The following is a 12,679-nucleotide window of genomic DNA, read 5'->3' as shown; positions in this document are numbered from 1 at the left end:
TCTTTAGCTTTTTTTCATAGGCTGGATAGGGTCCTGTAGCGCTCTTGATGTACTTGGACAGATGATATCCGTCGATGACGAAACTGCATTTTGGCAGGATGTCTTCTCCAGCCTGAATCCACGGAGCGCCGTCTCCGGAAAGGAAAATCCTTTCCACGTAATCCAGGTCATACTGAGCTTCGATGTAGTCAAGAACTTCGAACCAGAAATCATCGTTGTTTGGATAAAGCCCAGTGATGTATTTCGCTCCGATGAGCTCGTTACGCTTATGCTTGGACTTGCAGGATGGATTCACTAGTCGCTTGCCTTCATGGACATAGCCGAGCTTCATGATCATTCCTTTGCCTCTCTGTTGATGCACATGATCCTCGTCGGCCTCGACGTAGAGGAATCGAACCTTGCGCTTCTCATCCTCAAGATTCGGCCAGTTCGTATTCTCCATGGACGTCCTGTGGACCAGGTTCTTGACCGTTGATCGGCTTCTGATACTGATATCGTCATAGCTTTGAACAACCTGCTCGTAGGAGATCTCCTTGGCTTTTGTGAGCATGTCGGACTGAAGTCCGATGTCCATTCTCGTATGGGGTTCCAGACCAAGAAGTTCATCTGTCAGATACCTGAAAGCACCGCTTTCTCGGTTCTTGTAGTAAGTCCTCCGATAGCATATGTCTCCCAGAAGTGTGGAAACGGTCTTCTCGCGATTTCTGCTCTGTACAACCCACTCCATTGATCTTTCCTTGCTGTTCAGAAGAGAATCCTCAGCAGTACTGATCATTTCTTCAATCATATCTCTTCCCATTTCTCGCACAAGGGCAAGAGTAGATTCCACCATTCCTGTCAGTCCTGTCCCTTCTTCAAATGCCTTTTCCAGGCAAGTTGACATGTGGGTAGTGATTTTCCTGTTCAGCTCGGTTATAATATTCATGAGGGTAGCTCCTTCCGGTTGTGTTATTAGGTCGTATTTTTATCATAACACGGTTTGAGCTATTCTCTTTTTCTATTCATCCAACAAATATTCTACACTAAGAAAATAAGAAAAAAGATGCTGAAAATGTGCCTCTGATCCTTAAATAAGATGCCATTGCTCTGTTAAGACATCGCTATTTGTTAATAAAATGTAAATTTCAAAATGCCTGGTCAACATCCTTCTTCCACCAAACATGATGGAACCCTCATGTTTCAAAGGCTTTCCATGTTATTCGTAATAGTGGGCTCCGATTATTACGGATCTGGAATATGAAATTGATTACACATGAAGGGAGTTTCATGTTATTATAATCTTGCAGTGACTAAAGCATATCATCAGGAATCCATGGTGTATGGAAGCTTGTGACGGATTATGATGATGTCTTTATATTATTGTTTATAGATTATACTGGGAGGTAGAATTGAATGAAAGAAGTTGTAATTGTCAGTGCTGTACGAACACCTGTTGGAAGCTTTGGCGGAGTATTCAAGAATGTATCCGCTGTGGATTTAGGTGTCACAGCTGTAAAAGAAGCCATCAGACAGGCTGGAATCAGCCCTGAAGAGGTGGATGAGGTCTACATGGGATGTATCCTTCAGGCGGGACTTGGGCAAGGTGTAGCTAGACAGGTCTCTGTAAATGCAGGCATTCCGGTGTCTGTTCCTGCCACTACAATCAATATGCTCTGTGGATCAGGTCTAAGAACCGTATCCCTGGCAGCTCAGACCATCATCGCCGGTGATAATGAGGTTGTGGTTGTGGGTGGAACTGAAAACATGTCCAGAGCCCCCTATGTACTGAACAATGCCAGATTCGGTTCCAGAATGGGCAATGACACCATGGTGGATACCATGATTCAGGATGCGCTGACGGATGCGTTCAACAACTATCACATGGGTATTACTGCAGAAAACGTGGCAGAGAAATATGGAATCACAAGAGAAGAACAGGATGCATTTGCCGCGTCCAGTCAGAATAAGGCGGAAATAGCCATGGCGGAAGGCAAATTCAAAGATGAGATTGCTCCTGTGACGATTCCACAGCGCAAGGGAGAGCCTCTTGTGGTGGATACGGATGAATATCCGAAGAAAGGTGTGACACCTGAGAGTCTCAGCAAGCTGCGCCCTGCATTCAAGAAGGACGGTACGGTCACCGCAGGGAATGCTTCAGGCATCAACGATGGCGCAGCAGCTCTTGTAGTCATGAGCAGAGAAAAGGCAGATGCCATGGGACTGACTCCTCTGGCTACCATTGTTTCCTATGGAAACGGCGGTGTAGACCCCAGCATCATGGGCGTAGGTCCTGTACCTGCAACGAAGAATGCCCTCTCAAAGACCAATCTGACCATTGACGATATGGATCTCATTGAAGCCAATGAGGCCTTCGCTGCACAGGCTCTGGCAGTAGGTAAAGAGCTGAAGTGGAATGATGAAAAAGTCAATGTCAACGGTGGAGCCATCGCCCTTGGACATCCAGTGGGTGCATCTGGTGCAAGAATTCTGGTCACGCTTCTTCATGAGATGAAGAGAAGAAACTCCACCTATGGGCTGGCAACCCTCTGTATCGGTGGTGGAATGGGTACGTCTGTAGTTGTGAAAAGATAACCTTTAGAAATTCAATCAGTTTCCCTGTCAATTACCATAGAAAGCCCTTGAGTCGATAGATTCAAGGGCTTTCAGATATTTACGAGAGTTGTGCAAAGAGAAAAAAATACTGAGGTGCTTCTTGATGAAACACCTCAGTTCTTCTTATGCAGTGATATCTTTAGGCTTTGCCTTGTTGATCATCAGAATGTTTTCAATGGTCACCTTCGGACAGACCTCTACACAGGCATTACACTGTGTACATTTGTCATAATCGATCTTAGCCAGATTATTGTTCACATGGATTGCATCGAATTCGCATGCCTTTTCACATTTACGGCAGGCAATGCATCCTACTTCGCAGTTCTGCATGGCATCTCTTGCGCTGTCATAGGAATTACAAGCAACTCTTACTCTGGAATTGATCGGCACAGATTCGATGAGATTCTTCGGACAGGCTTTTACACAGGCGCCGCAGTTGGTGCACTTGTTCTCATCGATGATGGCGATGCCATCTCTGATGACGATGGCATCAAAGTCGCAGACTGCAACACAAGTGCCAAGTCCAAGACATCCATAGGAGCAGGACTTAGCGCCTCCTCCTGGCAGTGCGGAAGCACTGACACAGTCCATGATTCCATGATACTCATACTTGTCTTTGGATTTATCACAGTCCCCGTTACATTTGACATAGGCTACCATGACTTCCTGGGCATTGACTTTGACGCCCATGATTTCACCGATCTGGTTGGCCACCGGATTTCCGCCGACGGTACACAGTGTTGGTGATGCTCCTTGAAGGGCAACGCCCTTCGCGTAAGCCTCACAACCTGCAAATCCGCATCCGCCGCAGTTGACACCAGGCAGGACCAGCATGACCTGTTCCACTTTGGGATCCTGTTTCACTTCGAATACATTCGCCGCGTATCCCAGTAAAACAGCCAGAAGAAGTCCGATGCCAGCTAGAATCGCTATTGGTATGATTATTTCCATCATTTAACTTCTCCCCCCTTATATAAGTCCTTGGAAACCAAGGAATGAAATGGCCATGAGACCAGCAGTGACTAGTGCAATGGGTAGTCCCTGGAAAGCTCTTGGAACGCTTGATACACGGTCCAGCTTTTCTCTGATGCTTGCCATCAGTACAATGGCCAGGAAGAATCCCAGCGCTGCACCTACAGCATTGGTAAGGCTTCCTGCTAAGGACAGATCATCCTGTACATTCAGGAAGGTCACACCCAGTACAGCGCAGTTTGTGGTGATCAGTGGCAGATAAATACCCAGTGCATCATAGAGAGCGGGGCTGATCTTCTTGACGACCATTTCGACAAACTGAACCAGTGCCGCGATGACCAGAATGAATGCAACAGTCTTCAGATAGTCCAGATCATTGGGCTTCAGAAGGAAATTGTATACGGTCCATGTTCCAAAGGATGCGATGACCATAACAAAGAGTACAGCGAAGCCCATACCGATGGAAGCGTCTCTTTTCTTGGAAACACCCAGGAAACCGCATATACCGAGGAATCTGGATAGCACGAAGTTATTGACGAGCATGGCATTTATAAAAATAAGCAGTAAATCCATTAATTAGCTCCTCCCTTCTGAATGAGGCTGGAATCCAGTGTGATGTTCATTTTGTCTTCCTTAGGAATATCACAACCCATTCCACAGCTCTCACAGTCGTGGATCTTGAGCAGATCTTTGCCCTTCTTCAGGTTTCTGTTGTTGAGGAAGGCCATGATCATACCCAGCGTCAGGAATGCTCCTGGTGCAAGAATCATGATGTTTGCCGCCTCATATGCTTCAGGCAGTACGTTCACGCCAAACAGTGTGCCGGCACCGATGAGCTCTCTGAAGAAAGCAAGAACACTAAGAGCCAGTGTGAATCCAAGCCCCATACCGATGGCATCATAGATGGAATGCAGTACGGAGTTTTTGCTTGCATAGGCTTCTGCTCTACCAAGGATGACACAGTTCACCACGATCAGTGGAATGAATAATCCCAGTGACTTATAGAGATCCTGCGCATAGGCAGCAAGGAACATATCAACTGCAGATACGAAACCTGCGATGATGACGATGTAAGCAGGTATTCTGATCTTGTTTGGAATAAACTTTCTGATGGCAGCAATAATCGCATTGGAGCAGATCAGAACCGCCAGCGTGGATAGTCCCATACCGATTGCATTCACTAAGCTGGTTGAAACCGCTAAAGTCGGACACATGGCAAGAACCTGTACAAAAATCGGGTTTTCACTGAAAAGACCATTTTTCAGTCTTTCTATTAATGCCTTCATCTTTAGTTCCCTCCTTGCATTAGTACGTCATTGAAGTATAGAATCGCTTTGTTTACAGCTCTGTAGACACCCTTTGAACTTTCAGATGCACCGGAGTAGACCTGAACGCTCATTTCTTCAGAAGGCTGGTCCTGGAACATCTGAGCAAAAGCGTCTTCTGTGATGACTGTACCCAGTCCCTGGGTTTCATTCTGTTTGACGATCATGATGTTCTTCACTTCTCTTGTAGCAGCATCAAAGGATACTGCAACCTCTATCGGTTTGTCTTCATAATATCCTGGATTGGAAGCATATACGATATAACCGGATACCGCTCCCTGATTTCTGACTTCGAAGGTCTTGTATTCTCCATCAATCTCGACCATTTCGTCTCCTGTGAGACGCATGTTTTCGACACCAGGTTCAACCATAAGCACGTTGTGATAATAGTCGATGGCCTGGTTGACAGCTTTATAGACGCCCTTTGAACTTTCAGATGCGCCGGAGTAGATCTGAGTTTCCATCTCTTCTGCGGCGGCTCCCTGGAACTGCTGTGCGAATCCGTCTTCCAGAATCACATCACCAAGTCCTGGGGTTTCATTCTGTTCGATGATCAGAATGTTTGTGATGGTCTTTGTCTCGTTATCGAATCCTACGGCAACCTTGATTGGAGATTCTTCGTAGTAGCCAGGATTTGCCGCATAGACCACATATCCTGTCACTTCTCCAGCTGTAGTGACTTCCAGCGTCTTCAGGTCTCCAGCGATTTCATTCATCGCATCCCCTGACAGATTCATATTTTCAAGTGTAGGCTCCACTACAGGAACTTCCACCACTTCCTCTCCGAGAATGTTTTCCTTGTGGAACTTCACGGCTTCATTGATGGAGGTCGTAACCGCACCCGATGAAATTGTAGCACCGGATACAGACTGAATTTCAGTGTCTGAAGTCGGTGTACCCTTTACCACCTGAAAGCTGGCTGTGGTTTCTTTTCCAGTGAACTGGGAGATAAAGGCTTCATCGGCAACCAGAGCACCAAGACCCGGTGTTTCAGAAGACTGGGTGACCTTTGCAGCAACCACATTGCCGTCATTATCGATACCCACCAGGGTGCCAAGGTCGGGCTTGTATCCTGCAATCATCATTTTATAAACATAACCAACAACATCTCCGCCTTTTGTGGCTTTGTAGATTTCAGTTATGACTTCATGTTCGTCGTATTCTGCGGTGACATCTTCAATGCCATCACTCTCAGGCATAACTACAGCAAGATCTTCCGCATTGACTGCATTGTTCATGGCAATCTGTTCCTTCGTACCGTTATAGACAAAGGCAACAACTCCAGCCACGATGATGCAGATCAGCATCAGGGTTCCGCCAAGGGCAAGAAGCTCACTTACTAGACTTTTCTTTTTCATTACGCAGTAGCCTCCTTTTTGGTATCCACTTTTCCTTTAAAGAAGGTATCGATAAATGGAGCAAATACATTACCGATGAGAATCGCATAATATGCTCCTTCTATGTTTTCAGCCACACCGATGAAGGATGCTGCTGCAACAGCAACAAGAATCGCATAGATCCATTTTCCGCCGTTGGTGATGGATGAACTTGCATAATCATTGGCCATGAAGAAAGCAATCAGATAAATACTGCTGTTTGCGCCAAGGATGGTGATATCTCCTAAAACGAACTGTGAGAACGCAAGGGCTACCAGAATGATTGTGAAGGGCACTCTTACTCTGATGATACCCTTCAGAGCCAGATAGAGACCACCTACAAGTATGGCCAGTATGGATGCTTCACCGAGGTTTCCACCGGCAGTTCCGAGAAAACGGTCGATGAAAGCTGTTTCTTCGAATCCGTTATTCACAACCAGATTGCCGTAGGATACCACTGCGAAGATCTTCGCTGCCACTGCAGGGTTCATGAAATTCTGACCTAAGCCGCCGAAAATCTCTTTTACTAGAGCGATGGCAAATACAGAAGATATCGCTGCAACCCATAATGGTGTGCTAACAGGTAAAATGAGTCCGAGAATCAGACCAGTTACGATTGCAGAAAGATCATACAGTGAGTGTTTCTTATGAAGTGCCTTCTTGAATAGAACTTCTGTGGCCATGGCACCGATGATTGTGACCAGAACCAGGAAAAGTCCTTCGATTCCATTGAAATAGATTCCCGCTGCTGTGACCGGTACCAGCGCGATGATGACATCAAGCATGATTCTGTTCACTCTCAAGTCAGATTTCACGTGGGGTGAGGAAGCAACGGTTATTTTTCTGTTTTCCATATCCTTACCTCCTATCTTTTAACCTTTTTCGCAGTTTTGAATGACTGAAGCAGATGTCTCTTGGATGGGCAGACGTAAGAACATCTTCCGCATTCCACGCACATTCCGCCACGGTTTTTGAAGAACTCATCAAAATCTCTATTGATGACCAGCGCATTCAGCTCATAAGGCTGCAGTCCAACAGGACATACATCCGCACAGCGTCCGCATTTGATGCAGTTCATCTCTTCTTCTTTGTTGACTTCATTTTCATTCAGGAACAGAACTTCTCTGATTCCTCTGTTGATCGGGGCATCCATTGCGAAAACAGCATCACCGGAAAGAATGTTTCCTGCTACCACTCTGAATGGGTCCTCTACTCCAGCTGCCTCCATTACATAATTCAGTGTCGTACCGGACATGACTTTATAGATACCTGGATTCTTCACCGCTCCGCCATTGACGAGCAGCAGCTGATAATGAGTCAGTCTGTTGTCCAGAAGTCCTCTGGCTACAGCTGGCAGAAGGAAGGCATCCACAACCATGGTGTATTTCATGGCGAAATCACCGAATACGTCTCTGGAAGCCAGGTTCATATCATGATAGAACTGCGTAGGAATCTTCGATATGAGCTTCACATCGGTGTTCTTCAGAAGCTCTGTGAATCCGATGACGGAATCCGCATCCGATGTGGAAAGAACAGTGATGTTTGCATTCTTGTAGAGGGATCTCACAAGTCCGAGCCCTCTCAGGAAGTCTTCTCTCTCGTTTTCATATAGATAGGAGTCCACCTGGCCATATAGACCACTTTCCTGGGCGTTGATGAGCACATTCTTCACATCATCCTTGAAGGAAAGCTGCATGCCTCTCTTTCGGTTGGACAGATTCTGGGTCTCGATGAGTCCGAGCGCTTTGATCTTCTCTCTCAGTTCGTCGAAGGTCAGCGCGCTGTAGTCAAAGGCTTCGCGTTCTTCCTTTTCATAAAGGAAGTCATTTTCGATGAGAATCACATCAACCTTATTGCCCATGAGGTCCACTTTTGTCGTAACCTGCTTCACTGTACCAGAAACGCTGGCGTACACGGGCACAACACTGTTGTTTTCACCCACTCCGATGATCTGGTTGACAAGCACTCTGTCATTTCTTTTGACAGTAGGTGAGCACTTCATGTTGTGCTGCTGAGATAGTGAATATACCATGTTCTTTGGAGCTTCAACATCTATGATTGTACTGAAATGTTCTGCCTCTTTGAACTTGGGCACATGCACTGCTTTGGATATTGAAAACAGTTTCATATACATCCCCCTAAATTTAATCTAAAATATAACAAATACACAATATAGTATAACATTGTAAACGTTCATTAACAATATTTGTCATAGAATTAACAATAACTTAGAAATGAAAAAACCGTTGATATTCAACGGTTTTTTCTGTTTTGATTTCTTTCTTTGTGACTGATTTTATTCTGTTCTTTTTTAGTACAGTTTAAAATGCGGGGAAAATGGTTCCCTCATACTGCTCTTCGATGAACGTCCTTGTCTTTTCACTGTTCAGGACCTGATCCAGGGCTTTGGTCTTTTCGGAATCCTTGTCTTCTTCTCTCACTGCAAGCACGTTGGCGTAGGGTGATTCTCCAGATTCGATGATCAGAGCATCATCCAGCGGATTAAGATCTGCTTCGATGGCATAGTTCGTATTGATGACTGCCGCATCTACGTCGACCAGGGTTCTTGGGAGAGCTGGTGCATCCAGTTCAGTGAACTGAAGATTCTTCGGATTGTCTGTGATGTCGAGAACGGATGCGATTTCAGAATCAGCCAGTGTGATGAGTCCGTTGTCAGCCAGGAGCTTCAGCGCTCTGGAACCGTTGGTCGCATCGTTCGGGATGGCGATGGTAGCCCCATCTGCCAGTTCCTCAAGCGTTTCGATTTTGTCGGAATATAATGCCATAGGTTCGATATGAACTCTGACTGTATAAGTGAGTCCAAGATCTTCATTGCTGTTCATCTCTTCAAGGTATGGGATGTGCTGGAAGAAATTGGCATCCAGCTGCCCTTCTGACAGAGACTTGTTCGGAAGCACATAGTCATTGAATATGGTGACTTCCAGTTCATATCCAAGTTCCTTCAGATCTTCCCGGACATTTTCCAGAATTTCTGCATGGGGCACAGCGGAAGCGCCTACAACGATTTTTTCGTCAGCTTCTTCGCTGGTGCTGCAACCTGCCAGAAGTCCGAGTGCCAGAAGTGATGCGGTTAGCAGTTTATATGTCTTTTTCATTTTGTTTCCCTCGCTTTTTGTTTATTATCTGTTTTTCATAACTGTACTGATTTGTTTTTACTGATATTTTCTGATTTTACTCAATTTGTTAAAATAGTAACATGTTTCTTCAGCTACGCCGGACTTTAAGAAGGATTTATCTCAACAGAAGCTTGAAAATCTGGTTGCCGATGGACTGTATGATCTGTACTACTGCAAAGATCATAATGACGATGATGAACATGATGGTGTTCTCCCATCTGTAATAACCATAGTTGATGGCCACCGCACCAAGTCCTCCACCTCCGATGATACCCGCCATGGCGGAGTATCCCACGATATTAATGAATATGTTCGTGATGCCCTGTACTAAATTCGGCAGCGCTTCGATGAGCATCACTTTGAAGATAATCTGCGCATTGGTTGCACCGAAGGATTTCGCCGCTTCAATGATGCCGGGATCCACGGTGTCCAGTGAACCCTCTATGATTCGCGCCGCAAAGGGTGTAGCGGCGATGGTCAGTGGAACGATGGCGGCAGTGGTGCCGATGGATGTTCCTACTATGAATCTGGATAATGGAAACAGAAGAAACATCAGGATGATGAATGGAAAACTTCTGAACACATTGATGAAGAAATCCAGCGTATTATATAAGGATGGTTTTGGTTTCAATCCTTTCTCCTTGGTGTAGACCAGGACAATTGCAATGAAGAATCCGAATAAAATTGATAGTATGCCAGAAACGCTGATCATAAGTAATGATTCTAAAAGCGCCTCTATATAGCCGTTAAGATTCATTATATATCACCTCCACATTGAGACCCTTCTCTGTCAGATAGGATACAATCTGATCCTTGTCTGCAGGATTTATATTGATGACGAGACTTCCAAGTACATTTCCGCTGAAGTTTTCCAGCTTGCCCCACACGATGGAGAAGTCCACGCTTAGGTCCCTGCTCATGTTCGTGATGATGGTCTGATTGCTGTAATCCTTCGTGAAGAAGATTCGGATGCTGGTCCCCTTTGGAAGAATCTCCATTTCGTCTTCGCCGATGAGCTTCTTCAGGCTCTTTGCGGGATTGAGGAACAGATCCTCCACCTTGCCAAGGGCAGACACTTTTCCTCCTTCCATCACCGCAACCCTCTGACAGATGTCTTTGACGACTTCCATCTGATGGGTCACCACAACCAGCGTAAGGCCCAGCTCCCTGTTGATTTTCTTCAGAAGAGCAAGAATCTCCTTGGTTGTGTTGGGGTCCAGTGCGGATGTCGCTTCGTCACAGAGAAGAAATTCAGGGTCCAGTGCAAGGGCCCTTGCAATGGCTACACGCTGTTTTTCTCCACCGGAAAGAGCGCGCGGTTTGCTCTTGTATTTGTCAGAAAGACCTACAAGAGTCAGCAGTTCCTTCGCCCGGGACTGGATGGTTTTTTTATCATAGCCCCAGATCTCCATAGGAAGTGCCACGTTTTCCAGTGCAGTTTTCTGATTCAGAAGATTAAAATTCTGAAAGATCATGGATACTTTTTTTCGCAGTCTTCGTACCCCATCGGAATCAAGCGAACCGATGGAGATTCCATCTACGATGATGTCTCCACTGTTGAAGGGTTCCAGGGCATTGATGCATCGGAGCAGCGTGGATTTGCCCACTCCACTTCTTCCGACAATACCGAAGATCTCTCCTTTCTCGATCCGGAAGGATACATCTCGGATGACTTCCTGACTGTCATACTGTTTTTCTAGATTTTTAATTTCGATCAATCACTACACCTCACATTTTTTCTGATGAATTCATCAAAAACGGCAAAATAAAATTCGCCTAAGAATAAACTTAGACGAATGAAATCTAAAAGCTTATTCTCATCTTTCAGCTACTGCTGCAGGAATTGGCACCATATACAGCAGATGCTGTATTGGTTGCCGGGTTTCACAGGGCCTTTCCCTCCACCTCTCTAGATAAGAAAATATTAATATTTCGTTATATAAATAGTAACACGATTCAAAAAGATGTCAATAAACACCGGACCATCTTTATCATTGTGATATTTGTAAAGGTTTAAATTCTTATATTCTGCCTATATCTTTTCTGTAATAAAGGTTTTCATTACGATTTTCACCAAGAAAATCGTAGACGTTTTTCATGCACTCTTCCATTTCTCCTCTGGAGACCACAGACAGCACTCTGCCGGAGGAAGAGCGGATCTTGTTCTCTTCCGCTTTGCTGGCGTAGGAATAGACCCGGATCTTCTCCCCTTCCGCGTCGAAGAATGAAGTCACATCAATGTCTTTTTCACAGCTCTTCGGATATCCTTTCCCTGACAGAACGACACAAAGGGCGCTGTCGGAAGAGCAGACCACATCTTCCTCCTTTAGGGTTCCTTCCAGCATCTTCAGGAACAGAACGTTTAGATCGCTCTCCAGGGTCTCCAGCAGACTCTGGGTTTCAGGATCTCCGAATCTCAGATTGTATTCCAGAAGATAGGTCCCTTTTTCCGTAAGCATCAGCCCGAAGAAGATGATTCCTCTGAACGTGAGGTTTTCCTCCTTCAGACCGACCAGGGTCCGATTCAGGATGTTCTGTCTGAAATCTTCCTGCATAACTTCCGTGAAATGAGGATTGGGGGTCAGTGAACCCATCCCGCCGGTATTGAGCCCTGTCTCTCCTTCCCTGATCTTCTTGTGGTCCATGGTGGAGTTCAGGGCGATGATGCTTTTTCCATCATAAAGTGTGATGATGGAGGCCTCTTTTCCGGTGAGATATTCTTCTATGACCACTTTTTTGCCTGCTTCGCTGAATTTCTCCTCCAGCATGAAGGCTTCCAGGGTTTTCAGCGCATCCTCATAGGTCTCCAGAATTTCGACCCCCTTGCCTGCAGCCAGCCCATCCGCCTTGATGACCAGAGGGTATGCCGATGAGGCAAGGTATCTCTTTGCCGCTGTAAAGTCCGTGAAGACTTCATAGGCAGCGGTCTTGATGCCGTATTTCACCATGAAATCCTTGGCCAGTGCCTTGGACCCTTCCAGAAGCGCGGCCGCTCTGTGCGGTCCGATGATCTTAAGGCCTGCCTCGTGGAACAGGTCCACAATTCCTTCCATGAGATCCGCTTCCGGACCCACAACAGTATAGTCGATCTCCTGCGCACTGGCGAAATCTCTCAGCTTTGCAAGGGTCCCTTTGGGAATATTTGTGCATTTCTCCAGTCGCTTTGTACCGCCGTTTCCTGGCGCCACATAAATGGCACTGACCTTTTCCGATGCGGCCAGTTTTCGGGCGATGGCATGTTCTCTGGCTCCTTCACCAATGATTAGAATTTTCATGT

The 12,679-nt window shown here is 45.9% G+C and carries 12 protein-coding genes and 1 riboswitch; of the genes, 1 reads left to right on the top strand and 11 read right to left on the bottom strand.

Annotated elements, in window-relative coordinates; genetic code table 11:
* A partial coding sequence (locus J3A84_RS12335) for a UPF0236 family transposase-like protein (protein ID WP_207600337.1) occupies nucleotides 1-925 on the bottom strand: 925 nt, incomplete at its 3' end.
* 467 nt (nucleotides 926-1,392) lie between these two features.
* On the opposite strand from J3A84_RS12335, the gene J3A84_RS12330 reads away from it, so the two are divergent.
* Complete coding sequence (locus J3A84_RS12330; RefSeq protein ID WP_207600336.1) at nucleotides 1,393-2,571, top strand: acetyl-CoA C-acetyltransferase; 1,179 nt, start codon at nucleotides 1,393-1,395, stop codon at nucleotides 2,569-2,571.
* Nucleotides 2,572-2,715: 144 nt separating this feature from the next.
* Here J3A84_RS12330 and J3A84_RS12325 read toward each other — a convergent pair whose 3' ends face one another.
* From J3A84_RS12325 to purD, 10 genes are all read right to left on the bottom strand, one after another.
* Nucleotides 2,716-3,546: an RnfABCDGE type electron transport complex subunit B gene (locus J3A84_RS12325; RefSeq protein WP_207600335.1), complete on the bottom strand. Its 831-nt coding sequence runs from the start codon at nucleotides 3,544-3,546 to the stop codon at nucleotides 2,716-2,718.
* 15 nt (nucleotides 3,547-3,561) lie between these two features.
* Nucleotides 3,562-4,137: an electron transport complex subunit RsxA gene (rsxA, locus tag J3A84_RS12320; RefSeq protein ID WP_207600334.1), complete on the bottom strand. Its 576-nt coding sequence runs from the start codon at nucleotides 4,135-4,137 to the stop codon at nucleotides 3,562-3,564.
* Nucleotides 4,137-4,850, bottom strand: a complete 714-nt coding sequence (locus J3A84_RS12315) for an RnfABCDGE type electron transport complex subunit E (protein WP_207600333.1) — start codon at nucleotides 4,848-4,850, stop codon at nucleotides 4,137-4,139. Before J3A84_RS12315 ends, rsxA begins: the two co-directional genes overlap by 1 nt.
* Nucleotides 4,851-4,852: 2 nt before the next feature.
* Nucleotides 4,853-6,247: an RnfABCDGE type electron transport complex subunit G gene (locus J3A84_RS12310; RefSeq protein WP_207600332.1), complete on the bottom strand. Its 1,395-nt coding sequence runs from the start codon at nucleotides 6,245-6,247 to the stop codon at nucleotides 4,853-4,855.
* Entirely contained in the window at nucleotides 6,247-7,119 is an 873-nt protein-coding gene (locus J3A84_RS12305; protein WP_207600331.1) for an RnfABCDGE type electron transport complex subunit D, read from the bottom strand. Before J3A84_RS12305 ends, J3A84_RS12310 begins: the two co-directional genes overlap by 1 nt.
* 11 nt (nucleotides 7,120-7,130) lie before the next feature.
* On the bottom strand, nucleotides 7,131-8,393 hold the full coding sequence (locus J3A84_RS12300; protein ID WP_207600330.1) for a 4Fe-4S dicluster domain-containing protein: 1,263 nt from the start codon (nucleotides 8,391-8,393) through the stop codon (nucleotides 7,131-7,133).
* 193 nt (nucleotides 8,394-8,586) lie between these two features.
* Nucleotides 8,587-9,381: a MetQ/NlpA family ABC transporter substrate-binding protein gene (locus tag J3A84_RS12295; RefSeq protein ID WP_207600329.1), complete on the bottom strand. Its 795-nt coding sequence runs from the start codon at nucleotides 9,379-9,381 to the stop codon at nucleotides 8,587-8,589.
* A gap of 136 nt (nucleotides 9,382-9,517) precedes the next feature.
* Nucleotides 9,518-10,159, bottom strand: coding sequence for a methionine ABC transporter permease (locus tag J3A84_RS12290; protein WP_207600328.1), 642 nt, complete (start codon nucleotides 10,157-10,159; stop codon nucleotides 9,518-9,520).
* On the bottom strand, nucleotides 10,149-11,120 hold the full coding sequence (locus J3A84_RS12285; RefSeq protein WP_207600327.1) for a methionine ABC transporter ATP-binding protein: 972 nt from the start codon (nucleotides 11,118-11,120) through the stop codon (nucleotides 10,149-10,151). Before J3A84_RS12285 ends, J3A84_RS12290 begins: the two co-directional genes overlap by 11 nt.
* 96 nt (nucleotides 11,121-11,216) lie before the next feature.
* Nucleotides 11,217-11,322, bottom strand: a riboswitch (SAM riboswitch).
* A 101-nt stretch (nucleotides 11,323-11,423) separates the two neighbouring features.
* Nucleotides 11,424-12,677 (bottom strand): phosphoribosylamine--glycine ligase, encoded by a 1,254-nt coding sequence (purD, locus tag J3A84_RS12280; RefSeq protein ID WP_207600326.1) that lies wholly within the window; start codon nucleotides 12,675-12,677, stop codon nucleotides 11,424-11,426.
* Nucleotides 12,678-12,679: the final 2 nt, after the last annotated feature.

This window comes from Proteiniclasticum aestuarii (assembly GCF_017368455.1).
In the GTDB taxonomy this organism is placed as follows: Bacteria; Bacillota; Clostridia; order Clostridiales; family Clostridiaceae; genus Proteiniclasticum; species Proteiniclasticum aestuarii.
This window is presented reverse-complemented; position numbering and strand designations above follow the sequence as displayed.